The sequence below is a fragment of the Paraglaciecola chathamensis S18K6 genome, assembly GCA_000314955.1.
Classification (GTDB): Bacteria; Pseudomonadota; Gammaproteobacteria; order Enterobacterales; family Alteromonadaceae; genus Paraglaciecola; species Paraglaciecola chathamensis.
The window spans coordinates 20,473-46,500 of the sequence record BAEM01000060.1 but is presented as its reverse complement, the minus strand read 5'-3'; the positions used below and the strand labels follow the sequence as shown (position 1 = coordinate 46,500).

Here is a 26,028-nt window from a genome sequence, read left to right as displayed (position 1 = left end):
CAATATGGATTTAGAAAATACGGCTAAAGCGCTAAAAGAATTAGGCCACCCTACCCGCTTAAATATTTACCGAAGTGTTGTCAGAGCAGGATATCAGGGGATTGCCGTTGGTGGCTTGCAAGAGAAACTTGAGATCCCAGGGTCGACTTTGTCCCATCATATTTCAGGCTTGCTCTCAGCAGGCTTAATTACACAGCGTCGTGAAAGCCGAACCCTATTTTGCGTAGCGGAATACGACAAGCTACAGTCAGTTATCGATTTTTTGCAGGAAGAGTGTTGCGCTGACGAAAAAACCTAAGAGGATGTTTCGCCAACAAGATTGATATCTTTCCATGAAGCAACGCGCATATGAGTCTGGTAATAGTACTTATTGGTGCGCTTGCCGTTGGCGCTAAACCAAACCTTTACTTGAACGAGTGAGCCTTTTACCAATATACGCTTTTTCAAGAAATAAGCTTCAGGCGACATTTTCACGTTTTCCTCAAGCTCGCTAGCCACCTCAGGGGGAATAACAATCGTGATGTTTCTTGGGTCGCGGTAATCGTACTGGGTATTTAAAAATACATGGCCCTCTTTATTGCCCGTGGCTTTCACTTTGAAAATACCGCCAGTTTCAAACGATTTTGGGTAAATAACAGCCGCTAAGTTACGATACGCCATGGTGTCTGTTGTTTGGTTTTGCTCATCAACTTGCGCAGTTTGAGATTGCAACTCGCTGCTCTTATTACTTGATGAAGTACTGCCACAGCCCGCTAAAAATAATACCAATAATACTGTTACTAACTTCATCGTTTTATCCCTAAAAAAATGCATTTTGTGTATAAAAATCGTGCGTATCACTGTATTGAAATAGCAGATACGTGTCCACTAAATTGGTTTATTTTCCGCCTCCTGTGGGGCTTGGGTTGACGTTTCAGTTTCAGATACTTCAGGCTCTTCGTTTTCTAAACCCATTTCGACCATTTCCTGGGTGGTACTACGCATACTGACAAATGGCTCGTAATGCTCACGGGCAACATCATGGAAACGAATTCGATATAAAGTCCAGCACGCTAAAATGGACATTGCTGCACCTGAGACAATAAACAAAGCCATATGGGTGTATCCCAACAAAAATGACACACTAAGGGGCCCTAGAATACTGCCAATGCTATTCATCATCAGTACACCACTGCCCACCTCCATAATCGATAAGTCTGTATTGTCATTAGCATGAGCTAAGCACAGGGAATACAGCGGGAAGCTCAAACCACCTAATAAAAACATAGTCACATAGATAACCTGAGGATTTCGGCTATCAAGCAGAATTGCCATAATACTTGTTAGCACCGCAATAACGGCTAAACCGGTAATAACGTAACGTCTGTCGATTCGGTCCGACAAACGCCCAACCGGCAACTGCAAGGCTGTGCCGCCTAGTATGGTAACGGCCATAAACACACCAACCTGACTTGGGCTTAACGCGTTTGCATTGGCCACAACTGGCCCTAATGCCCAAAATCCCCCCGTTACTAAACCACCAAAAAATGCCCCCACCATAGAGACTTGAGATACAGCAAATAAGCGCCTAAAGCTGAAACTGACCGCAGGTATGGGCTGGGGAGCAGGCCGCCTCGTTAGACCGACTGGCACTATGCCTAATACTAAGAGCGCAGCCGCCAACATAAATAGCCCAGCAAACCCTAAGTCAAAGCCCACCAACAACTGGCCTAAACAAATAGCAGACAAGGAAATGACCGTATACACAGATAACACGCTGCCTCTGTGTTCAATCGAGGTCTTATCATTCAGCCAACTTTCGATGACCATATAAATACCGGCGATACCCCAACCGATAAGGCAGCGCGCTAACAGCCAAATGACGAAATGATCGACCAAACCAATAAACAACAAAGAAGAGGTAAATAACGCAATTAACACGGTAAAGACCCGAATGTGCCCAACACGAGCCACAAGACGGGGAACCGTCAAGCAACCTAGAACAAAGCCAAAAAAGTAGCTCGAACCGATATAGCCAATTAAATCCGGCTCCCAGCCCAAATTAATCGCGTAAAGCGGCACAATAGTCAGTTGTAAACCATGGCCCACCAGCAAGATGGCAGCCGAAAACAACAAAGAAAACATAGACTTTAACAAGGTCGGCATAGCGAAATCCGATAGATGATTTATTAAACAAGCCACTGGCTCACATAGTGGTTGTTTCAGAATATGATGTCCAGAATGAATTGCGGTAGTTTGAACATTTAATCAACACCACTGGGTATCTGCTTAGAACAAGCTTTATGTGTTAGCTTCATCCGGTCAGGTGTACACAAAATATTTTTCACTTTATTTGACCTTCCAGTGGCAGGAACCTTTATCCTTGGCCAAATTTTTGTTCATAGACTCAATTAGTTAACTCATGCCGACACCCTCATTTTGTACCACTTTTTTCGTGCCTCTTAGCGCTATCTCCATTGGTTTTATTCCCCTTAGTGAAGCCGAAACATTGTCCTCCAGTGAGATATTACCTAGCTCAGCAACCACCGCTTATCAGGCAGTAAAGCCCACGAAACAGCACGCAAAAAATAACGCAGGAATCGAACAAGCGCACACCGATGAGGGCACCGGTCGCGAACATGAAGAGGAGCGCGAACATGAAGAGGAGCACGAACATGAAGAAAATCACGAAGAGGAAATAGAAAACATTGTCGTTCAAGCGACTCGCTCAGGGCGCATCGCCAATGATCAACCAATACGTGTTGAGCTCATCGACAGAGAAGAAATTGAAGAAAAGGCGGCCATGCGCCCAGGCAATATTTCCATGCTAGTTGCCGAAACAGGTGGTGTACGCGTGCAAACAACATCTCCAGCGCTAGGTAGTGCTAACATTCGCCTTCAAGGCTTATATGGCCGCTATACCCAGCTACTGGCAGATGGACTACCCCTTTACGGCAATCAGGCATCGTCTATCGGTTTGTTACAAATACCGCCCACGGATCTTGGTCGAGTCGAAATCATTAAAGGTTCGGCATCCTCGCTTTACGGCGGCTCCGCATTAGGGGGCGTTATAAACCTTGTATCAAGAACACCGGGCGATACGCTAAATGGCGAAGCATTGGTCAATGTGACTACCCGTAACGGCCAAGACTTAACCTCCTATATAGAAAGTCCGCTAACTGATGATCTAAAAGGCTCTCTTACCGTCGGTGCGCACCACCAGGATACACAAGATGTGGACGATGATGGCTGGATTGACCTGCCTGGATACGAGCGATATAGCGCCCGCCCTCGATTATTTTGGCAAGGACAAAATGGAGAATCGCTATACGCGACGGCGGGTTTTATGACTGAACAACGTGAAGGCGGCACTATGCCAGGCGCCGCCGTGGCTGATGGCAACCCCTATGAACAAACACAAGACTCACAACGCTTCGACGGCGGTGTAGTGTTTAATATGCCCATGTTAGAGACGTTAACCCTAAACGCCAGAGCCTCCGCTATGGTGCAAGAGCACGATCACACCTATGCAGATATTGCAGAAGATGATCGACACGAAAGCTACTTATTAGAAAGCAGCCTCGCCGGTTACAAAGGCGACACCGACTGGTTAGTCGGTATCGCTTATCAGGCAGAACAATTTACCTCTTTTAGCGATGAGCAATTTGACTATTCCTACGAAGTGCCCGGCATTTTTACCCAGCTCGACTATCAATGGAACGAGCAACTGAGCACTTCAGTGAGCGCCCGAATAGATGATCACAGTGAATACGGCACTCAATTTAGCCCCAGAATCTCCATGCTTTACCGCCCGGGCGATCTGACTATTCGAGGTTCTTATGGGCAAGGATATTATGCCCCTACCCCGTTTGTAGAAGAGATAGAAGCCGCCGGATTGTCACGCCTCGAACCATTGCAAGACATTGAGGAAGAGCAAGCTGAAACCGCGTCATTGGATATAACCTATCGATTCGAGAGTATCGAAGCTAGCGTGACAGCGTTTGGTTCTAATGTTGAAAATGTTACTGAGCTGCAAGCCTTTTCATCGAACAACACAAATGAGCTCGACAGAGTAAGACTCGTAAACGCCGAAGGCGAAACACAGATCCGCGGGTCAGAAGTATTGATACGCTACTACTGGCGCGACGTAAAACTCACCGCAAGCTACTTATATTTAGACGCCACCGAAGCCTCTACAGACGGCAGCGGTAGAAAAGAGATCGCCCTCACCCCAAGACACTCCGCTGGTTTTGTTGCCATGTGGGAGCAACACGGAAACTTCAGAGTCGGCTTTGAAGCGTATTACACTGGCCCGCAAACATTAGACGACAACCCTTACATGGACGAATCGAATCCGTATTGGCACCTAGGTCTCATGGGTGAAATCACGGTTGGCAGAGCAAGCTGGTTTATCAACTTAGAAAACCTGCTAGATGTAAAACAAACAGACGAACACCCCCTATTGCTCCCCTCACAAGCAGCCAGCGGCCAATGGACCACAGACATCTGGTCACGCAATGATGGGTTTATCGCCAATGCAGGGGTAAGAATTAAATTCGGCGAATAGGCGGAATCAGCTGCTTTTGTTAGCAAACATTTATGCGCACTGATTATTTATAGCAGTGGCCAAATAGCACACGCGATACGTACCAGCACGGATGCTGGTAAGCGAAGCGTATGCTGTAGTGGCAGAAGGCCATAGTAAGCGAAGCGCATGCAGTAGTGACCGAAGGCCATAGTAAGCAAAGCGCATGCTTTAGTGAGCGCAGCGAATCAATTGGCGACTCAAACTTTCCCGATAACAGCAGCGACTTGTCAGATGGCCAGATATGGACATCTGGACAAGGCGTGCGCTTTACAGGGATGTTTCCTCACGCCGGTATGACAAAAAAGGCGCGGCGGTTAGCGGATTAGAAAGTTTGCCGGAGCACGGCCTTTCTTGGTTACTTCTTTCGGCTGTTGGAAAGAAGTGACTGGCTGACCACGGATGGTCTGTCATATCCAGCATGGATGCTGGTAAGCGCAGCGCATGCTTTACGTGCACGAAGTGCATGCCCTGTGGCCCAAGGCCATAAATACGCACAGCGTATGCTTTAGTGAGCGCAGCGAATCAGTTGGCGACTCAAACTTTCCCGATAACAGCAGCGACTTGTCAGATGGCCAGATAGGGGTGAACCCGAGGCTTTTAGGAGCAGCGCTCCTGTCGGGTGAACGATTCACCATGGATGGTGAAGCTGGCTGCACTACCAAGGATGGGTTGAAAATGAGTTTTGTATTAAACACCTTCGAAGAACCTGATCGGCGTGCGCTTTACAGGGATGTTTCCTCACGCCGGTATGACAAAAAAGGCGCGGCGGTTAGCGGATTAGAAAGTTTGCTGGAGCACGGCCTTTCTTGGTTACTTCTTTCGGCTGTTAGAAAGAAGTGACTGGCTGACCACGGATGGTCTGTCATATCCAGCATGGATGCTGGTAAGCGCAGCGCACGATTGAGTGAACACCGTTCACAAATGTACGAAGTACATATTTAGGCGACGCAGTCGCTGCTTTTGACTTACTACCGACTCCAATTTTCCATATTTGAAGTCGGCTTGCCAGATGCCCTGACAGGGATGTCTGGGCAAGGCGAAGTGATTTACATGGATGTTACCTTTCGCCGTTCTGGCACTGAAGTCGGGTTCAAATATGGGAGCAAAAAATTGGCCGGAGGCGGCTTCTTTCTGGTGACTCTTTCTTAGCTGTTGAAGAAAGAGTTACTCGAGCTCCGGGACGGGGGTTGAAAGTAGGCATGGATGCCGTACGCGCAGCGTATGCTCTAGTGAACTCAGCTCATAAGTGCACGAAGTGCATGCTCTGTGGCCCAAGGCCATAAATAAGCAAAGCGCATGCGGTAGTGGTCGCAGGTCATAAGTAAGCAAAGCGCATGTTCTAGTGAGCGCAGCTCATAAGTGCACGAAGTGCATGCTAAAAAACAAAAAAGCCAGCTTTATAAGCTGGCCCGCATATTTACATCACAACTCGCTGCTTACTCTGCATAAGCTAAACGATTAAACTTCTGTTGCTGATAATCCGCATCCCCAAACGTGGTGTTAATCATCATCAAACGCTTAACGTAATGACCAACATCTAGCTCATCGGTAAGGCCCATGCCGCCATGCAATTGAATCGCCTCATCACCAATCAACTTGCCGTTTCGCCCAATCATCACTTTCAACGCGGCGATGTTTTTGGCTAAATCATCTGCTTCGCCTTCTGCTGCACAAACCGCGCGATACAAAATCGACTTGGCTTGCTCACCTGCCATAAACATATCAACCATGCGGTGTTGCAGAGCTTGAAAACTGCTGATTGCCACGCCAAATTGCTGGCGCGTTTTGGTGTATTCAATGGTGGTAGTATTCAGTTTTTGCATAATGCCTAATGCTTCAGCACACAGGGCGATGGTCACGTCACTGACTACCGAGTCTATCAGGGTGTAACCTTCATCCACTTTACCAACGACTTGGCTTGCCGCTACGCGTACATCAGTAAGTTTAATATTGGCCACTAATTGGCCGTCCATTAGGCGATACTGGGTACGCTCGACGCCTGGCGCATCTGCATCAATCAAAAACAGAGTGATACCTGCTTCATCACATTGCTCGCCTGATGTTCTAGCAGAAACAATCACTTTGTTGGCTGCGGCGCCATTGAACACCACCGTTTTTTCGCCGTTGAGTACAAAGTCGTCACCGTCGCGCTTAGCTTGGGTTTTTACATCGGCCAGTTCAAAGCGGCTTTGACGTTCTACGTAAGCAAAGGCCCCTTGTAATGAGCCATCGATAATTTTTTCAATGTTGGCATCTTTTAATGCTGGGTTGTCACTTTTGCTCAGCAAGCCGCCAAACATCAGTACCGTTGCCACGAAAGGTTCAACCACTAAGCCTTTGCCCATTTCTTCCATCACGGCCATAACATCCGTTGGGCCGCCACCGAAACCGCCATAGGCTTCTTCAAATGGAATAGACAACCAACCTAATTCAGCGAAGGTTTGCCAATTATCAGGATTAAACCCTAAAGGATTAGCAGCATTGCTGCGGCGAGTTTCAAAGTCGTATTCGTCTTGCACAAAGCGCGCAACGCTGTCTTTGAGCATGTTTTGTTCTTCAGATAAATTAAAATTCATGATTAAAGACCCAGTACGTATTTAGCGGTGATGTTTTTCTGCACTTCGTTTGACCCACCGTAAATGGTGGCGGCACGTCCGTACATGTAGGCTTTTCTAGCGTCGTGACCAAAAGCATGACCTATGCTTTCAGCGGTTTCATCGCCGTGAAGCACACCACTGTAATAACCCGCTAAATCCATGTACATCTGCTGGATAGCCTGTTGAATTTCGGTGCCTTTAATTTTCAACAATGATGATTCAACCCCCGGCCCTTTGCCGTCAGCGGTTGAAGCCAATACGCGCAGCTCTGTGTATTCCAGGGCCATCAGTTCAATTTCTGTGTTCGATAGACGGTTTTGAAATTGCACATCTTCAATCAAGGGGCGACCGCCGCTAATTTCTTCGCTCAGTAGCTTACGTAAGTCACGTAAACGACGCTTCGAGTCAGCAACGCCAGCAATAGACGTACGCTCGTGGGCCAACAAGGCTTTTGCGTAAGTCCAGCCTTTGTCTTGCTCGCCAATGCGGTTTGCCACAGGCACGCGAACGTTATCGAACACCACTTCGTTTAAGCTGTGATGATCGTCAATAGAAGAAATCTTATTGACTGTGATCCCCGGGCTTTTCATATCAATCAGTAAAAAGCTGATGCCATCTTGGCGTTTGCCAGAAGCATCTGTGCGCACTAGGCAGAAAATCCAGTCGGCGTATTGCGCATAGGTGGTCCATACCTTCGCACCGTTAACAATGTAATCATCGCCATCTAATTCTGCTTTGGTTTTAAGGGCCGCTAAGTCGGACCCTGCGCCGGGTTCTGAATACCCTTGGCACCACCAATCTTGGCTTTTAAGAATGCGCGGTAAGAAGCGTTGTTTTTGCTCTTCGTTACCGAAACCGTAAATAACTGGGGCGACCATTTTCAAGCCAAATGGCACCACATCAGGAGCACCAGCAAGTGAGCGCTCGGTTTCAAAAATGAAGTTCTCAGTGACCGACCATGCCACACCGCCATGCTCAACAGGCCAGCCTGGGGCAAGCCAGCCTTTGTCGTTTAGTTTGTTTTGCCACTCAATTTGCGCCGCTTTGAACTCTTCATCTTCACCGCGAATTCTGCGTGCTAAATCTGGAGTCCAGTTCTGGGCTAAAAATTCGCGCACTTGGTCACGAAAGGCCAATTCCTCAGCCGAAAAAGTTATATCCACTTGGTGCTTCCTCTTTCAATTTTACATTTCGAGGCTAATGAATAGCCACCACACTTACTGCCGTATGACGCTACTGTACGCCCCTTGGGCAGCATTGTATTTAGTGCAAAATGCCACTTAATATGGCATAAGTGCCATATTGAACAACCTCAGAGAAGTAAAAGCATGTCAGAAGCGAAATGGCGGGTAGCCTTACTGATATTCAACGGGGCTTGGGCATCTACTGTGTATGGCTCTTTAGAGCTTTTTCACAGCGTTAACCTGCGCCAGCCAAAAGATAAGCAGTTTCAGTGCGACTTAATCAGTACCGATAGCCAGCCGATTCAGCTCTACGGTGGGCAGACCATACAGAGCGATACCACCATCAGCGATGCGCCTTATGATTTGATTATGCTGGCCCATTATTGGGGCGACTTTCAGCACCTTACTGAGCAATATCCTGCCATTCCGCCATGGCTTGTGAAGCAACATGCAAACGGTGCACGTATTGCCGGTGTTAACAGTGGGATTTTTTGGGCTGCAGAAGCAGGCTTGCTTGACGGCGGGCGCGCCACTACGTATTGGCGCCATTTACGCGAGTTTGAGCTGCGCTATCCCAAGGTACAATGGCAAGCCAACCAAGCCAGTGTTGAACACGCCAGAATTTATAGCTCAAATGGACAAAACGCCGCAATGGATCTGAGCTTACACTTGGTTGAAGAGTTTTGCGGAGCCTCGATTGCGGCGGGCTTGGCTCGAGACATCAGCTTCGATAGTCGGCGCACCTATGATTTGAATTTAATTAATATTGCCGGCTTTCGCCAGCATCGTGACGTGGGAATTCACCGTGCCCAAGACTGGCTAGATGAACACTTTACCCAAAGTGTTGAACTGCAAGCGCTGGCCAATCAAATCGGTATGAGTAAGCGTACTTTCATTCGCCGCTTTCAAAAAGCAACCGGAGAGCTACCCTCTCGCTATTTACAACGGCTGCGCATTGAAGCGGCTAAACATCGCCTTGGCAACACCCAAGACAGCATCAAAACCATTGGAATGGGCGTGGGTTATCGGGATATTAGCTCGTTTTCGAAAGTCTTTAAGACATTGACGGATGTCACCCCCCGTGAATATCGCCAGCGATTGCGGCCTTCAGGAGCAAAAGCACCCAACACTAAGAGTACTTTAAAATTCGGCTAAATATCCCCTCTATATCTTTCAGATTACGACAAGGTTCAACGCTGCTGCACCAAGGCGAATACTCTGACATGATAGAATCTCCTGTGTCCCAGCTGCTGCGTTGCTCTGGGTTTAACCACAAAACCCGCTTGCTTTGACGATACACTTTTTGCCAGATGTCTGTGCGCCCGTCACCTTGGTTATTGCGTGCATCGCCCAGCATTATCACTGTGGTCTTTTTGTCTAGCTTGGTTAACGACTGAGAGCCAAAACCGGCTAAGGCTTTACCGTAATCAGTGGACATACCGCCCCAGCGCTGCATGATTGTCTCTAGTGCAGATTCAATCTGTTGTTGTTGCAACAGCTCGGTTACCTCAATCATCTGCGAGGCAAACACAAACGAGCGCACTTTGGGGATAACGTCTTGCAGTGAATATAAAAACAATAATAGGAAGCGCGCTACGCGACTTACCGACCCACTCACATCACAGATCACCACTATTTTTGGTCTCTCGACTCGAGTGGCTTTCCAGCGGGTATGAAACAATGCACCGTCAAACGCAGCATTGGCTGCAATAGTTTTACGCACATCAAGCACGCCCCGTTTGCGGGTCAATCGGCGGTGACTATGCTGGGCGGCTAATTTGCGTGCCGCCTTTTGTACTAGGCGTTGCATTCGCTGATAATCTGCTTGCTCAAGCTGATTTAGTTTCACTTGTTGCATATGCTGGTCGCGGAAGCGCAGGCCTTTTTGCTTCGCGAAAATCAAATATTGCTGCTCAACGTAGTCCGTTACTTGTTCAAATAACTGAGCGCGGCGTTTTTCAAGGTCGCTGAGTAATGTGCTTTGCTCTAGGGTTTGAGTTTGGTTTTGGTTTTGACTTTTCAACTCTTCGCGCAGCTCTTCATCGCCGAGACGCTGCATAATCTTGTACACAAATTGATTTTTCTGGGTAAATAACACAATTGACGAGAGATTTTCAGCGCTGGCGGCTTGTGTAATAGCAAGCCCCATGTCCTCTTGTTGACTAAGGGATTGGCCTAAAGCTGAACTGGCGCTGGCCTGAGCGCCAAAGGAAGCATCGCTGCGCTGCGCCTCTTCTGTGTTGGCTTGCGCATTCTTCGAGAGAGCTTGCGCACCTTGAGGGTGGTTTGTCTGATCTGTTGGCTTTTGCTCATTACCTTGCTTCGCGTTCGGTTCATTTGGCTGTTTCAGCCCAGCAAAATACAACCCAAACAGTGTGTCAAAAACGCCTCTATCCTCTTGGCGCTTAACAAGTGTCAGTGCAAGAACCGTTTTAGCGGTTTCACGACGCTCAAGTCCAACCAAACTAACGGCATTAAGCGCATCTAATGATTCCGCTGGTGATATAGGTAGCCCTGCTTCGCGCAGCGCTCCAATAAAATCAGCGATAAAACGCACTTACGCCAGACCTTTTAATAGAGTTGTTATTTCAGGCTCGACTAAGTCGATGTCTTCTTGAAACTTTAACAGCAGGTTGAGGGTTTCCTTTACCCAGTGGGCATCAAGCTCATCTACGTTCAAAAGCAGCAACGCCCTTGCCCAATCGATTGTTTCGCTGACCGCCGGGGATTTTTTCAAAGGCAATTCCCGTAATCGAGTGACCAGTTGCGCAATTTGCTCTCGCAGCAACACGCCTAAATCGTCGACTTGGGCGGCTAATATCCGGTTTTCCAGTTCGGTGTCAGGAAACGGAATATACAAATGCAAACAGCGGCGTTTTAACGCGTCACCTAGCTCTCGGGTGTTGTTACTGGTTAGCATAACAATAGGCGTAGATTTCGCTTTCACCGTGCCAATTTCAGGAATAGACACCTGATAATCTGATAACAACTCAAGCAGAAAGGCTTCAAATTCTTGGTCTGCTTTGTCTATTTCATCCACCAGTAACACAGCACCTTCTTCGCTTTGCAGTGCTTGCAACAAGGGCCTAGGTTCCAGGAAGTCTTGGGAATAAAAGATATCGCCAAAATCATGCAGCCTAGCAATCGATTCTTCTAACCCCCTTGCGCCGCGCAGCACATCACCCAATTGCTCTTTAAGCACTTGGGTATAAAGCAACTGTTTGCCGTACTTCCATTCGTATAACGCTTTTGACTCGTCGAGTCCTTCATAACACTGCATGCGAATAAGCGGGGCATTCAAATAAGCCGCGGTTATCTTAGCCAACTCAGTTTTACCTACGCCAGGGGGCCCTTCTATCAAGATCGGCTTTTGTAAATGACAGGCCAGATAAATAGCGGTGGCGACTGACTGGCTGCAAATGTAGCCCAAGGCCTCAAACTGGCGTTGGATCACCTGCGCTGAAGCAATTTTGTCTTGGTGTTTTATGATCACAAATTTCCGACGGTTTAAATGGAGTGATAGCGCATTATTCGTGCAAGGTTCAGGCAAATGCAAATCGTTATAGCTGTTAATACACAATCAACTGGCCTAATAGTTAGGCCAATCTGGACAGGAAATGCAGCGTGACTTGAATAGCTATAAAGGAAGATGTTTATGCAAGAGCTATGGTTTTTATTACCTGTGACTGTGTTTATTCTTGGCAGCATTTGGCTGGCTTCTAACCTAAAGTTTGATGACAAACCAGAGGCGCACAAAGACGAATTGATATCAACTATGTACAAGGCCAGCTTGCTAAAGCTGGCTTTTTGTTGTGACTGCTAACGTCTTAGATAACTGAAATTTCTACTTCAATATTGCCACGAGTTGCATTTGAGTAGGGGCATACTTGATGGGCTTTTTCGACTAATGCCTGGGCTTGGGTTTTGTCCATGTCTCCTACTGACACAGCCAGTTTAACGGCGATACCAAAGCCGTGTTCAATGCCACCAATAGACACTTCTGAATTGATGTACACATCACTAGGTAGGGCAATTTTTGCTTGGCCAGCAACCACTTTTAGCGCGCCAATAAAACATGCTGCGTAACCCGCTGCAAATAACTGCTCTGGGTTTGTACCCTGCCCGTCATCACCGCCCAATCCTTTAGGAGTGGACAGTTTTACCTCTAAGCGACCATCGTCAGATTTGGCTGTACCTTCGCGCCCGCCTGTAGCGGTGGCTTTCGCTGTGTAGGCGACATTTTTTAATACGTTCATAAGATTCTCCGTCATTAGTGCTTATCGAAATTTAGCACTGAATTTATTTTGCATGCAAAATAATAGTGCGGAAAATTAAGCTTTGCAAATAATTTGTATGCAAATTAAAATATTTACCGAGGTATTTTATGTCGTTTGAAAATTTACAGCTAAAAAATCAACTTTGTCATCGGCTATACATGGCATCGAACAATATCGCCCGAGCCTATCGTGAGCCTTTGCGCGCGTTGAACCTGACTTACCCGCAATATGTGGTGATGATGGCCTTATGGGAGAAAGACAATATCACCATTGCTGAGCTTATCGAGCGTACAGCTATCGATGGCGGCGCGATGACGCAAATTTTGAAAAAAATGGCTGACAAAAATCTGTTGAGTATCATCAAAGACGAACAAGACAAACGTAAACGGGTAATTAAGCTCAGTGAGGCGGGCCAAACGATGAAGCTGGAAGCCACGGATATTCCGAGTAAAGTCTTGTGCCAATTTCCACAACTAGCCCCAAAACACATGACTGAGCTAATGGGGCTACTTGACTTGGTTGTCGGCAATACAAATGAGCAAGAGTAATCGGTTTACTAACAATTTTTATTGTTGAAAAACAATTAAAAAAGGCATAAAAATCAGTAACTAGTAAGGTTATACTCAATTTTACTTTTCCCAACTGAGTCGATTTACTGTGCAACAAGCATTAACTTATTTAGGCACCTTAGATGATGTGGTGCAGCGTTATCCGTGGAACATAGAAATAGGCCTACAGCAGTTTAACCAGATGCTGATCCGTAAAGCCCTGCTGGGCGAAAAGATCATTATCAACGATGGTTATTTACTTAATCACCCGTTTGCTCGCCAAGCATTGCTTAACCCAACATCCTCTCCGCTAAAAGCTTTAATAGAAGCAAACTTTGTACAGGTAATGTCACGTAGCGGCTCACTTTTAGACGTAGCCGAGAAAATGGCCGCTCAGGGCGTAGACAGCTTTCAAGCCTTGCAAAAAAGTGCTGAATGGCCTGATTTACAGCGCATGCTTAAGCAGTGGGAGCCAGGTTTACAGCGCATCGAAAATTTTATCCCTTGGCCAAAGAAACACATCAGTCATGGGTTCGACAATATGCTCGGGCGCAGCCGTGATTTACAGGTCGACACGCTGGGCATGACAGCCGTATCTAACGATGATTTTCAGCGAGTATTTGACCTTTACACAGCGAAAAATAAGACCGACAAAGAAGCGACGCGCACCCGCTGGGAGCAAGCTTGCATTGAGGTTGTCGGTAATGAGCCACAAGGCAAAGCAAAACTAAATGAGCTAATGGGCTTAGCAACAGAAGCCTATCACTATAATTTTGCGGTATGTTTAAGTGCGCAATTTAGCCAACGTAAAATACTGGTTGAGACGCGCTATAGCCGAGCATTCGCAGATTTAATTCAACTTGGTCAACCAACTGAATCTGAATTAGTCGATATCCCTTCAATTCAAATACCGCAAAAGCTTTCGTTTGACCGCCCACAATTATGGAAAGAGTTGGTCGACCCATTCAGTGACGTCGCCGCCGTGCAAAAAGAATATCAAGACGTGATGGATCAGTTTTTTGCAGGCCAAGCCAACGCTAAATTAGTTGAAGAGGTTTCGTTAAAATACTCTAAAGCCTTGTCGGCACATTTTGAAAACGACGAACAGGATGGCGGCATAAAAAAAGTGGCCTTAAGCATCGGCTTTTTAGGCCTAGGTTTGGTCGCCGGTGGGCCTGTGACCGCTGGCCTGCTATGGTTAGCAGAAAACAGCTTACTGCCCACGGTTACCCGCGTTTTCAAATTGCGTGATAAAGGCTTTTTCAAAAAACAAACCACCGCACAGCCAATGGATTTAAGCCGTCAGAATACCTTAAGCTCGGTGTCTATATCCCTACCATTGGCTGAAAAGCTGGCCAAAGACATACCTGATTTTAATTAGGTATGTGGCAGCTGACTTGAAACCCGAATAAGTGTTTTAGGCATAAGATTGTGTTGACACCCCAGAGTGTATATCTTTATGCCTAAACACGTTTATCGCTTATATCGTCTTATTATTCGACGAGTCTTGGATATTCAAAATTTCAATAAGTGCATCAAACGCTCTTTGTGGCTGGGTATGACGACAGATTTTAACCGCAGGATTATCACCACCAATACGGGTGATCCCGAACGTAGCAGGGTCATAGTGAGAACGCGCAATGCCTGCTTCAGTCACGTTAGGTATACTCGTGTCTGCCCATTTATCTCCAGATGAAACTTTATTATGCTCAACCCAAACTGATTGCATTTCACCTTGGCACAACTCTGGCTCAACCACCACAAGCGCCGCTAACACATCCCAAAAGTAATACTCGTTTGACTCGATGAACCAGTCGTTATCATCTAGCACTTTATCCCAAAATTCAGCGGCTGGTGTTTTCACCTCAGACTTGAAACGCTTTGCGTATTCAGGCGTGACCATTACTTGGTTAGTTAAATCTAACCCCACAACTTCTACCGGCAAATACGATGCAAATACGATGTCTGCTGCAACGGCATCCACATAAATATTCCACTCTGCTTTTTTGTTGGGGTGATCGCCGGTAAAACCAGGCACTATGATGTTCCCCGGGGCGTCAAAGCCGCCGCCCATCATGACCAAGCGCGACACTTTCGGCATATCCTCAGGGTACTTCTGCAACCACTGGGCAATATTGGTCAAGCTACCAGCACTAAGTAACACCACCTGCTCGTCTTGTTCGCTAAGTAATTGATGGATCAAATCAACAGAATTAAGCTCTGTGGGCACATGATCAGTTGTAGGCACTGGCACCCCTGACAAAGTATCAGCCTGCTTGCGCCACGGAGCCGGAAAAACAAAGTAGCCGTCCATTGGGAAATGGTCGCCGCAGGCAAAGGGTACATCAGCTGAATTTGATAGCGCCAGCAAGCCTGGAATATTCACCATGTTTTCAGCGCAGTGGCCTTCCCCAACGCCATTCGAGGTAACCGCTAGTAATTCAATCTCTGGGTGGTTAGCAACCACCAGCATGGCAGACCAATCATCTATCCCCATATCCGTGTCATAAATGACCTTTTCAGCAGATGCAGTGGAACAAAAAATAGAAAATACGACAAACAGTGACGCGTTTGATAAGCGGGAAAAACGTTGGAACATCTAAATACCAATAACTAATAATGAAAGGAGCGCAAATGTAGCAAAAACAGCACCACATTTCTCTTAATAAACAAACCTTTAAATTCAAAGCCTTAGGCTATGAATAAAATATAGATACCCCCCGCAGTGCACCAAGTAATTAGAGCTTGCACCATTTTTTGTGCTTTTTATTGCGGCTCTCGTTCCAGTTTTGCTGCAGCTCTTCCTACAGTTTTTATTACGATTACGACATAAAAAAACCTAAACCATTTAGTCGTAACATGGTTTAGGTTTTTATCAGTGATGTAACTCTACACTGAGCTACTCTGCATTGAGCTACTCAACATTGAGCTTGATGTTACCCGTTACAACATCACCCGATTTTGTTTCGTAAGCATACTCAAAGGTAGCACTATTTTCATTACTTGAAGTGCTGTCAGAAAGATAAATATACATTTGTCTCATATATGCTTTTGCTACATCAGGTAAGTTCATCCCGTCATAAATACTGAAGTTTATGTTATCTGTATAAAGCGTTTCATTTTGAGCGAGCGCAACTAAAGCACTTGAATTAAGTTGAACATTTCCATTTTCAACTAGATTATAGGTCTCTATTGATAGAGCACTACTACCATCCTCCACAATGGAGACCCTACGCATAGTGAAACTTTGTAAGCTATTGACGGTAGATGGTAATACTAAATATACATTGCGATCATAATCGAAAGGAGTCGATGCTTCACCTGCTGTATTTTGTGCAGTAATGGCGTTACCGTTTGTTGTGTAGTTATTATTATCTAAGCGAACCTGAGCTATATCAAATACGGCTTCTTCATTTGCCGGCACTGTGAATTGTTTGCTGTCAGACGCTAAGTCGATAGTTTGTCCCGTGGCGACAACTTCAATCGTCCCCACTGTGTATTGATATGAATCACCTGCGACTAAAAGTGAATCTGGCGAGACCGTTAAACGCGTATCATTTTTGCTTAAAGCCACACTAACAGCCATATCAATGCCGCCAACAATACTGGTTGTTCCTGCTAGAACCAAATCATCAGTGCTTGCATTCCCTTTAGTAACAGTAAAAGCATCTAGATTAGTCAATGTAACATCGCTTACTTCAACGGCTACAGATTGTGAATAAAACACATTCCAGCTTGAATCCATCTTACTCGGTTCGCTCACCAAAACCGCTTCAAGTTCACTTACATTATTTACTATTTCTTGTGGTTGAATTGCAAAACTCAGTGATTCTGTATCAGAGGACACATAATAGGAGGCATAATCAGCAGCCCCTGAGTAATAAACGCTCAAACGGCCATCATTCTGTTCGCCTATATTAATTGATGCACTCTGATAATTGATCTCGCCTACACTAAAGGCAGGGATCTGAATACTCAAGCTCTGTACAAATGCTGCACTAATGACGTATTCGCCAGCCTCTGCGTCATAAGTAGCACTTACATCATCGTTGTATTGATCATTTACGAGTACGGTAGCCCCAAGAAGCGGATCACCGAACTCGTCAACTAACGCTACGCGGTATTCGACTTCCTCTGGTGCTGCATCATCTGCTGTTAACAGGTAAATCTCATTCGCATCACCTTCATTTGCTGAGAAGAATGTAATGTTATTACCACTAGAAAAGGGAAGGCTCTCAAGCACATAATCAGGCTCTCCATCTTTATTAACGTCTAAAGAAGCCGTCGCTGCTACGTCAATGTATCTAGGTAATGTCATGTTATATATGCCGTTAACCTCGTCGAAGGTCGATAAGTGCAAATATTCGAAGGTACTGGAACTCACGCCTGAGTAACTCGGAGAACTAGAGTCAGCTTTAAAAACCAGATCGGTTACTGGCGTGTTATCAGCACCATTCAACACGGTAAAAGACACATCTACAGCTTCAGATACACCTAATATGCCAATATCTTGCTGGTTATTTGAGCCTTCGGAAAATTCAGTGTTAAAGAAAAACGCCCGAGACATAAATTCATCACTGTCACTTGTGACGATAAGATCTAAATCGGAGTTCGAAGGTAAGTCGCTGATGCTAAATTTACCGTCAGCACCGACTATGCCTTCAGCTATCGTCTCAACTCCGGTCTTAACAGTTATTTTGGCCGAACTCACTGGTTCACTATCTCTGGCGTTCACTATCAAGCCGCGAACCGTCACGGATTTCTTCTGATCTTGCTCACTGAGAATTTCATTTTGTTGCTGAAGAGCATTCACGACTTCAGAATTATTTTTATCTTCGACTTCCAGACAACCATTCAGTAAAACAGTTGCGGATACAGCGATGGCGATTTTAGAGTATTTCAAACGTAATTCCTTTTTATACAGCGGTAGGAGTACCCATGCACTCCTTTGCTTCTAGTGGGTTCGAGCAAATACTATGGTCAATCATCCGATGAGTCAAACTTTGACCATTTTCATAACGCAGGTCATCAAAAAAAACCTAAACCACTTAGTCGTAACATGGTTTAGGTTTTTCGGATTTTAGCTAAGTTAGGGGTTAAGCACATTTCCCCCCTGGCTCAGTTATTTTTACTACTGACTAAAATTCATATCTGTAATGTAAATGCTATTACCTTGAGCACCGCCCACACCGAAAATGGCGATTTGGGTGAGCTTAGACAGATTTAACGGTACGTCTGTTAAGTCGATGGTCACATCACGCCAATTGCTGTTCACGGTAAGCGGAATCTTATGCTCTGCCCCATCTACCACGAAATCTAGGGTGTACTCAGAGAACCCACCCTGGGCAGCAATTTTAAAATTGAGGGTTTTATACTGTGCAACATCTATGCTGTATTCCTGCACATCACCGTATATGTCACCCATTAATGCCAGCACTGCGCCCCAACTTGCTGAGCCGCGTATCAATTGAAATGCGCTAAGTCCGTTGTATATCACTTCTGAGTTAAAAGTAGTGCCCGTTGACCACTCACTGATCGTCATATTGCCATTGTGAGCAGAGTCGTCACCGTCAAATACCATATCAGTATCTTCGCCAGTCGATGAGAAGAATACAAACTTGTCATCTGAGCTGTCTTTGCTATTGGCAACGACTTTACCTGTGTCGTACATCACAAGGTCGGTAATGTACAAGCTTTGGCTCGCAGAGCCGCCTTGATACACACCGAATATAGCGATTTGACTCACATGGGATAAATTTACTCCGTACATAGCTAGATCAATATCAATTTCGTTCCAATCAGCTTGATTTGCCAAGGTAAATCCAACTTCTTGGGCCACTTCACCGTCACCGATTTTAGACACGATAGACACAGCGTAACGCTCAAACGCCCCATGGGAGGCTGCTTTAAAGCGCAAATTAGTGTATTGACTAAAATCAACGTCATAGTTATCGATATTCACGCCATCAGATATATCACCTTGCAAAGCCAATACCGCGCCCCAAGACCCATTTGCAGCCAAACGTAGCCCGTTCAAACCTGCATATTGGGTACTTGATATCATAGTACCTGTGCTCCACTCGCCAAATATGACGTTACCAGCGTCGCTGTAATTGTCGTTATCAACAATCAAGTCACTGCTAACTGAGGCATCGGATGAGATAAACACAAAGTCATTTTCGGTATTGCTATCAAATTCAATCGCTGCACTTTTTAGCAAAGAAAAGTCGGTCAAGTGAATCTGCGACACACCTGATTGACCGCCTATACCGTATACAGCTATCCAATCAACTTGCGACAGGTTCAGCGGGATATCAGCCATATCAAGGACGATACTCTGCCATGTGCTAATTGACTCATTGACTGGTAGGGAGATTTCTTTGTTCACCCCATTGGCCGAGATAGCAATTTTATAACCACCAGCAAAGTGGCCAGTCGTGGCTAACGTCAACTCAATGCGATTAAACAAGCTAAAATCGCCATTAATACCATTTTGGAAAGCGAGTACCGTGCCCCAATTACCTTGTTCGGGCGAATTTGAGCTAGAGGTTAATTCCCAGCCAAGCAGACCATCAAACATCACATCGCTTTGAATGGTGGTACCCGTGCTCCATTCACCCACAGTGCTGGGCAAAAAGTCGATATCAGTCTCGTCAGTAGAGGAAATTAAAACAAATTCTTGCTCGGCTGGCCCACCGTTATCACCTCCTGTTGTTTCGACTTGCACAACACTGACATCATCTATTTGCACCACGCCATTGTCTGCACCAAGGTCGAAGAATACCCGACTGTTGTCATCGCCAAAACCATTGGCGGTTAACGTGAAGGTATAGTTCTGCCAATCAGTTGTCAGCCCAACACTTTGAGTGACGTTTGTCCACGGATCGTGGTTCAAACCAAGTCCGACTAACATATCGCGTACTTTTGACGCCTTGGCTTTGAAAGTCACAGTGTAAGTAGCACCTGAAGCCAAGGTCATTACCTGACTTAGATTGACATCCCATGGGTTGCCAGCCATCGCAATATCGGCTTGAAACACATGATTGCCATCAGCAGAAGTCGTATCTTCCACTATGCTTACATCACCAATCCAGCCTTCGCTGCCATTTTCAAAAGAGCCATTTGCTACTAGCTCATCACCCACGACAGGGTCAGTGCCGCCGTCATCACCGTTATTCCCGCCATCATCGCCTGAACCGTCATCTTCGCCTTGTAAAAACTGCATGTTGTCGACTCGGAACACAGCACCTTCACCTTGGCCCCAATCAGGGAATATCATCACCACATCAATACCGTTTAAACTCAGGCCAGACTGTTTGAGAGCTGCAACCTCGATTGAGTAGTGTTGCCACTGTGGTGTGGGCGTAGCAAGTGTCACAACCGCTTCAGTAGATGCCCCACCTTGTTCTACTTTTAGGTTCCACGCGGCAGATGCATTATGAGTTGGCGTAACTAACTTAAGGTCAAACTCTAACGTGCCATTCGCTTCAATAGGGGAGGCATCAAAAGGGCTAGGTACATCAGCAAAGTTAGTGTTAAAGCCAAGTACAGTTGGCGTTGCACCTACTGTGAATTCGACCACCTGTGATTGGGCATCTTCATCGAACACCACCACAGGATTTGAATCGCCGCAGCAATCCCAAGCAGGCCACTGGGGATTAATCGCATCATCAAAGATAAGCAAATCGCGCGCGATACCATCAGACTCAGGCACGGGAATTGGTGCCGCACCGTTTATTAAGGTTCCGCCATTTTCAACAGAATCCCCGTAGCCCTCAGTGATAGTTGCACAACCTAGGCCATTACTAGGTGAATTGGCACATTCGTACACACGCACGTAGTCAATAAGAAAACGGTTTGTGCCGTCAAACGCACTGGCATCTACTCCGCCTTGGTTAACGGCCTCTGGCCATGAGCCGCCCACCGCGAAGTTAAGCAACAAATGAAAGCGCTCGTCGAACGGGGCGTTATTCCATAATGTGTCGCCGCTATGCTCTGTATACCAGCCTCTATGCGCTAACCCGTTCGCATCTCCATTGTCGTTGTAGCTTAGTGTTGATTTGCGCTGGGTTTCGTACAGTACGCCATCTACATACCAACGTATTTCACCTTCTTCCCACTCTATCGCGTAAACATGGAAATCGTCCGCTGGGTTCTCTCCATCCGGCAATAGGTAGCTGTGTCCTGAGCTATCATTGTTCGGCCAGCTCTGACCATAATGCAGTGTGCCGTGTACGTAAGATTCTACATTCCCGCCGTCATCGTTTAGCGCAACACCTAAATTCACCGCTTCAAATATGTCTATTTCACCAGAATGTGGCCAACCGCCATATATCTGGTCTGTAGGTAACATCCAGATAGCCGGCCATGCCCCCTGCCCTGAGGGTGCTTTTGCGCGAATTTCAAAGCGGCCGTAAGTCCAATCGCCTTGGTTTTTAGAGATCAAACGCGCTGAACTGTAGGGCAATGGTTGATTTGCTGCGGCTTTAGCCACAATGTTTAGCACGCCATTTTCCACAAAAGAGTTGTCGCTGCTTGCGGTATAACACTGCTTTTCGTTGTTGCCGCCACCGTCACAGTTCACTTCATGGGTCCATTTGCTTTGATCTATGGAGGTCCCACTGAATTCATCACTCCAGACTAAGTTCCAGCCCTGCGGGGTGATAACGTCGTCACCGTTGGTCAAGCGAATATTGTCGAAGTAGACGACATTATCTTGGGTACGGGTGGCAAAATCAGGAAAGACAATAATTTGATCGATGTCTATGGTTTCCACTAAACCAATATAACCACTGAAATCAAAAGTGAGTTCTTCCCATTCATTGACTTTAGTATTGGCGACTTTTATTTCGCCTTGGGCACCGCCACTGGCAATCGCGAACTTAACACCAACATCACTAATGACACTTTTGTAGACCATCATTTTAACGATACTGTTGCTTTCATCTAAGGTGAATGGGGTAATTTGTCCGTGCTGTATTTCTGTACCTACCCATGGCGCGCCATCGACTCGGGCAGTGATCTTCGCAACCGTCGATGAGTCATTAATACCTGAGCTATCAGGATTGGCTACAAACTCCAGTGGTGAATTATCGCTATTTTCAAATACATTCCAGCTTAGTTCAGCACCAAACCCTGCTGATTCAAAGTCGAAGGTGACTAAGGTGTTTGCGCCATTGTCACCGCCGTCGTTATTGCCTCCTCCATCATCTTCACTCTTTACTACAACACTGACATCATCGATATAAACGACCCCTGCCTGGGCGCCTAAATCAAAGAAGACCCGACTGTTGTCATCACCAAATCCTGCTGCAGTAATGGTATAGGTAAAAGTTTGCCAACTCGTAGATAACGCTACAGTATGCGCTACGTTTGTCCATGGAGCGTAGTTCATCCCTAAACCAGCGATAATACTGCGCGCTACTGACGCCTTAGCTTTAAAGGTCAGTTCATAGGTTTCACCTGGCACCAAGGTCATTACTTGGCTTAAGTTGACATCCCAGGGGTTACCCGCAACAGCAACGTCTGCCATAAACACATTGTTGCCGTTATCAGAGATAACATTAACGGCCCCAACCCAGCCTTCACTACCATTGGTGAAACCGCCATTACCAATTAACTCTCCTTCTTGCTCAGGATGCTCGCCGCCATTGTCACCCCCATCTTCGCCACCGCTTCCGTTGTCGCCTGTGTCGTCATCAGCGCTGCCATAAAAGCGAATATTGTCAAAATAAACGAGATTATCTTGTTCGCGAGTCGCGAAATCAAAATCTGGAAATACAATAACTTGATCAATATCTATGGTTTCTACGCGTCCAATATAATCGCTAAAATCAAAAGTAAGCTCTTCCCATTCGTTGACTTTAGTATTGGCGACTTTTATTTCGCCTTGGGCACCGCCACTGGCAATCGCGAACTTAACACCAACATCACTAATGACACTTTTGTAGACCATCATTTTAACGATACTGTTGCTTTCATCTAAAGTGAACGGAGTAATTTGTCCGTGCTGTATTTCAGTACCAACCCATGGCGCACCATCGACTCGCGCTGTGATTTTGGCGACCGTTGATGAGCTATTAATACCCGATGTATCCGGGTTGGCTACAAATTCCAGTGGCGGATTATCACTATTTTCGAACACGTTCCAGTTTAATGCTGCGCCTAACCCTTCTGGTTCAAAATCAAAAGCCGGCAGATTACTTTCGACCTCGCCGTTGTCCGCGCCATTACTTGGTGTTTGTAAAATACGTAGGTTGTCTACTCTGAAAACAGCTCCTTCACCTTGGCCCCAATCAGGGAATAGCATCACGATGTCAATGCCATTGAGGTTTAAACCTGCGTCACTTAGAGTTTTAACTGGGATTGAATAATGCTGCCATGTTTCAGTGGGTGTGGCGATACTCACCTGCGCTGCGGTCGCGGCATTGCCCTGTTCAACCTTCACATTCCAACCCGCGGCTGCATTATTTGGCGCAGTGACCAACTTTAAGGCGAATTCAAGCACGCCTGATTCATAAATGGGTGAAGCATCGAACGGGCTTGGGCTGCTCGCTACATTCGTGTTAAAACCTAGTACGGTTGGAGCGCCCCCAACTGTAAACTCGATCACTTGAGATTGAACGTCTTCATCGAATACCACATTAGGGTTGGTACCACCGCAGCAATCCCAAGCAGGCCAAGAGGCAGTCATGTCATCTTCGAAAATAATTAAATCGCGAGCAATACCGTCTGATGGCGCAGTTGGCGCGGGTGCAGCGCCGTTAATCAAAGTGCCACCTTCAGATTTAGGATCTAAGTAGTTGTCTGTTACCGTTGCACAGCCTTCTCCCGTGCTAGGAGAAACCGAACATTCAAATACGCGCACGTAATCCACATCGAAGCTATTTTGGCCATCAAAGGCACTTGCATCTATCCCTCCTTGGTTTACGGCTTCCGGCCAGTTGCCGCCCACAGCGAAGTTAAGCAACAAGTGAAAACGCTCATCAAAGGGTGCGTTGTTTAACAGGTTTTCACCGTCTTGTTCGGTGAACCAGCCCTTGTGCACTAAGCCATCAGCTTGGCCTTCACTGTTGTAGCTCACTTCAGATTTTAGTTGTGTTTGATACAGTACGCCGTCTACATACCAGCGTATTTCACCTTCTTGCCATTCAACTGCGTAGACATGAAAATCATCTGCGGGGTTTTCCCCATCTGGTAGGGTATAACTGTGTCCTGAATACGCGTTATTCGGCCAGCTCTTGCCATAATGTAGTGTGCCATGCACCTTGTTTTCAATAGATCCCTGACCATCGTCAAGAGGTACACCTAAGTTAACGGCTTCAAATATGTCTATTTCACCAGAATGAGGCCAGCCGCCATATTTCCAGTCTGTCGGTAGCATCCAGATCGCGGGCCAAGCCCCTTGTCCTGATGGTGCTTTGGCCCGTATTTCAAAGCGCCCGTAGGTCCAATCACCTTTTTCTTTACTGATTAAACGCGCCGAGCTGTATGGTAATGCTTGAGCCGACTCTGGTTTGGCGACGATTTTCAGCACGCCATTTTCAAGATAGGCATTGTCGCTACTCGCGGTATAACATTGCTTTTCGTTGTTACCGCCACCGTCACAGTTCACTTCGTGGGTCCACTTGGTATCATCAATCGCATTACCGTTAAACTCATCTCGCCAGACTAACGCCCAGCCAGAATCACTATCGATTAATGCGCAACCAGCGTCATCAACGTCTTCGCCTTCCCCCGTTGCAGGACATTGATCAATGTCATCATTGACCCCGTCACCGTCAGCATCTATGGAGGCATTATTTTGGATTTCATAAGCAAAGCTAAGGCGTGTGCGCCGAGCGTATTCAAAGCTAACAGTGGTGGAAATCGCTGCACCAGGCGCTATTTCGTCTAGTAAAAAGTCAAAATAAGGCACGCCATCTTCAGTTAATCCATCGGCGTTTTTCACGTTCAAGCTGGCATTTTCAATTAAAACTCTAAACGGCCCAGATATTGTATTCTCACCGTTGTTGGTTGCCTTTACCTGGGCGATATAAGCGGATTCTGCACGAACGTACCGCGCGCTAGATTGGCTAACGTCTACGCTGCTGTCTAGCGCTGCCCACTCGGCCGATGCAGAATAAGAAGTGGCAAGTAAAAGCGCACTCAGTATGCTGTTAATCTCATGTTTGTTTTTCATTGGTTATGCCCACCTCTTGTTTGGTTGGCGCTAATGTTGTTATTTATTCGCGTGAAAAAACGCTTTTTACGTCCTAAAATTCCAGCACAACCCAACACGAGTAGAGCAAGACTGGAAGGCTCAGGCACATCAGTTGCAACGGCATCTAACGAGGCAAATGCAATAGATACACTAGATTGGTTGTCATCAAAATCTGCACCATCAAACAGGAAAAACGACAGTGACCAGTCTTGATTTGCATAACTAGCAAGCTCTGTGGCCGCAATCGTTAGCGATTCACTAAAGTTTTGCGCAGCCAGAATGTCTGTTGAAAACAGTTCGATGAAATCAAAATCTTGATTAAGTAAGCTGATCGAAAATACATCGTCTAAAGTGGGATCGGTTGTTGTTGTGTCGATACTAAAATCAACGTTCAAGAGGTAGTCAATGCCGCTACTTAATGCTACCACTTGTGTTAGCTCAGTCTCAAAATCAACTACATCATCAACGCTTAACATGGCGGCGCAATTGCCTGGAGTGCCACTAATGGCAACATTTCCATGCTGTTCCCAATCCGCAATACTGCAGTTGTCTGCGAAATTACCTCCAGTTAAAAGACTGCCCATAGCATGCGGGGCTGCAATAAGCAGAGTGCTGGCGAAGGCGATATGTTTAAAGGTTCTATTCATGTGTTT

Annotated in this window: 20 protein-coding genes; 9 read left to right on the top strand and 11 right to left on the bottom strand. The window is 46.3% G+C overall.

Annotation, left to right across the window (positions count from 1 at the left end; all coding sequences use genetic code 11):
• Positions 1 to 4: 4 nt before the first annotated feature.
• Positions 5 to 298: an ArsR/SmtB family transcription factor gene (locus GCHA_RS21380; protein ID WP_007992084.1), complete on the top strand. Its 294-nt coding sequence runs from the start codon at positions 5 to 7 to the stop codon at positions 296 to 298.
• Here the strand turns inward: GCHA_RS21380 and GCHA_RS21375 are convergent.
• The gene (locus GCHA_RS21375) at positions 295 to 789 is read right to left on the bottom strand and encodes a hypothetical protein (protein WP_007992083.1); all 495 of its coding nucleotides are present in this window, start codon (positions 787 to 789) and stop codon (positions 295 to 297) included. The two genes, GCHA_RS21380 and GCHA_RS21375, sit on opposite strands and share 4 nt — an antisense overlap.
• Positions 790 to 867: 78 nt before the next feature.
• The gene (locus tag GCHA_RS21370) at positions 868 to 2,145 is read right to left on the bottom strand and encodes an MFS transporter (RefSeq protein WP_007992082.1); all 1,278 of its coding nucleotides are present in this window, start codon (positions 2,143 to 2,145) and stop codon (positions 868 to 870) included.
• Positions 2,146 to 2,401: 256 nt separating this feature from the next.
• Between GCHA_RS21370 and GCHA_RS21365 the strand changes: the two genes are divergently transcribed.
• From GCHA_RS21365 to GCHA_RS23100, 4 genes are all read left to right on the top strand, one after another.
• Positions 2,402 to 4,546, top strand: a complete 2,145-nt coding sequence (locus tag GCHA_RS21365) for a TonB-dependent receptor plug domain-containing protein (RefSeq protein ID WP_039992895.1) — start codon at positions 2,402 to 2,404, stop codon at positions 4,544 to 4,546.
• A gap of 155 nt (positions 4,547 to 4,701) precedes the next feature.
• Positions 4,702 to 4,893 carry a hypothetical protein gene (locus tag GCHA_RS21360; RefSeq protein ID WP_007992076.1) on the top strand — a complete coding sequence of 64 codons (192 nt, stop codon included), beginning with the start codon at positions 4,702 to 4,704 and terminating at the stop codon, positions 4,891 to 4,893.
• A 115-nt stretch (positions 4,894 to 5,008) separates the two neighbouring features.
• Complete coding sequence (locus GCHA_RS23105) at positions 5,009 to 5,407, top strand: hypothetical protein (RefSeq protein ID WP_039992894.1); 399 nt, start codon at positions 5,009 to 5,011, stop codon at positions 5,405 to 5,407.
• A gap of 120 nt (positions 5,408 to 5,527) precedes the next feature.
• Positions 5,528 to 5,716, top strand: a complete 189-nt coding sequence (locus GCHA_RS23100; RefSeq protein WP_083880198.1) for a hypothetical protein — start codon at positions 5,528 to 5,530, stop codon at positions 5,714 to 5,716.
• A 287-nt stretch (positions 5,717 to 6,003) separates the two neighbouring features.
• On the opposite strand, the gene GCHA_RS21350 is transcribed toward GCHA_RS23100, so the two are convergent.
• Together GCHA_RS21350 and GCHA_RS21345 are read right to left on the bottom strand one after the other, a co-directional pair.
• Positions 6,004 to 7,143 (bottom strand): acyl-CoA dehydrogenase family protein, encoded by a 1,140-nt coding sequence (locus GCHA_RS21350; protein WP_007992074.1) that lies wholly within the window; start codon positions 7,141 to 7,143, stop codon positions 6,004 to 6,006.
• A gap of 2 nt (positions 7,144 to 7,145) precedes the next feature.
• Positions 7,146 to 8,327, bottom strand: coding sequence for an acyl-CoA dehydrogenase family protein (locus tag GCHA_RS21345; protein ID WP_007992073.1), 1,182 nt, complete (start codon positions 8,325 to 8,327; stop codon positions 7,146 to 7,148).
• Positions 8,328 to 8,492: 165 nt separating this feature from the next.
• Here GCHA_RS21345 and GCHA_RS21340 point away from each other — a divergent pair, with 165 nt between their 5' ends.
• Positions 8,493 to 9,503 carry a GlxA family transcriptional regulator gene (locus GCHA_RS21340; RefSeq protein ID WP_007992072.1) on the top strand — a complete coding sequence of 337 codons (1,011 nt, stop codon included), beginning with the start codon at positions 8,493 to 8,495 and terminating at the stop codon, positions 9,501 to 9,503.
• Here GCHA_RS21340 and GCHA_RS21335 read toward each other — a convergent pair.
• Entirely contained in the window at positions 9,478 to 10,905 is a 1,428-nt protein-coding gene (locus GCHA_RS21335) for a vWA domain-containing protein (RefSeq protein ID WP_007992068.1), read from the bottom strand. The genes GCHA_RS21340 and GCHA_RS21335 overlap by 26 nt on opposite strands.
• A complete protein-coding gene (locus tag GCHA_RS21330; protein WP_007992065.1) occupies positions 10,906 to 11,841 on the bottom strand; it encodes an AAA family ATPase in 936 nt (311 codons plus the stop codon).
• 162 nt (positions 11,842 to 12,003) lie between these two features.
• On the opposite strand from GCHA_RS21330, the gene GCHA_RS23095 reads away from it, so the two are divergent.
• On the top strand, positions 12,004 to 12,171 hold the full coding sequence (locus tag GCHA_RS23095) for a hypothetical protein (protein ID WP_007992064.1): 168 nt from the start codon (positions 12,004 to 12,006) through the stop codon (positions 12,169 to 12,171).
• A 4-nt stretch (positions 12,172 to 12,175) separates the two neighbouring features.
• Here GCHA_RS23095 and GCHA_RS21325 read toward each other — a convergent pair whose 3' ends face one another.
• A complete protein-coding gene (locus tag GCHA_RS21325) occupies positions 12,176 to 12,604 on the bottom strand; it encodes an organic hydroperoxide resistance protein (protein WP_007992063.1) in 429 nt (142 codons plus the stop codon).
• A 128-nt stretch (positions 12,605 to 12,732) separates the two neighbouring features.
• Here GCHA_RS21325 and GCHA_RS21320 point away from each other — a divergent pair, with 128 nt between their 5' ends.
• The gene (locus GCHA_RS21320; protein WP_007992062.1) at positions 12,733 to 13,173 is read left to right on the top strand and encodes a MarR family winged helix-turn-helix transcriptional regulator; all 441 of its coding nucleotides are present in this window, start codon (positions 12,733 to 12,735) and stop codon (positions 13,171 to 13,173) included.
• Between the two features lie 109 nt (positions 13,174 to 13,282).
• Positions 13,283 to 14,554 carry a hypothetical protein gene (locus GCHA_RS21315; RefSeq protein WP_007992061.1) on the top strand — a complete coding sequence of 424 codons (1,272 nt, stop codon included), beginning with the start codon at positions 13,283 to 13,285 and terminating at the stop codon, positions 14,552 to 14,554.
• A gap of 99 nt (positions 14,555 to 14,653) precedes the next feature.
• Here the strand turns inward: GCHA_RS21315 and GCHA_RS21310 are convergent, their stop codons facing one another.
• The 4 genes from GCHA_RS21310 to GCHA_RS21295 all read right to left on the bottom strand — a co-directional run bounded on the left by GCHA_RS21310 (position 14,654) and on the right by GCHA_RS21295 (position 26,022).
• On the bottom strand, positions 14,654 to 15,772 hold the full coding sequence (locus tag GCHA_RS21310; protein ID WP_007992060.1) for a nucleoside hydrolase: 1,119 nt from the start codon (positions 15,770 to 15,772) through the stop codon (positions 14,654 to 14,656).
• A gap of 315 nt (positions 15,773 to 16,087) precedes the next feature.
• Positions 16,088 to 18,076: a hypothetical protein gene (locus GCHA_RS21305; protein ID WP_007992059.1), complete on the bottom strand. Its 1,989-nt coding sequence runs from the start codon at positions 18,074 to 18,076 to the stop codon at positions 16,088 to 16,090.
• Positions 18,077 to 18,304: 228 nt separating this feature from the next.
• Entirely contained in the window at positions 18,305 to 25,354 is a 7,050-nt protein-coding gene (locus GCHA_RS21300) for a family 16 glycosylhydrolase (RefSeq protein ID WP_007992058.1), read from the bottom strand.
• Positions 25,351 to 26,022, bottom strand: coding sequence for a PEP-CTERM sorting domain-containing protein (locus GCHA_RS21295; RefSeq protein ID WP_007992057.1), 672 nt, complete (start codon positions 26,020 to 26,022; stop codon positions 25,351 to 25,353). Before GCHA_RS21295 ends, GCHA_RS21300 begins: the two co-directional genes overlap by 4 nt.
• Between the last annotated feature and the right edge of the window lie 6 nt (positions 26,023 to 26,028).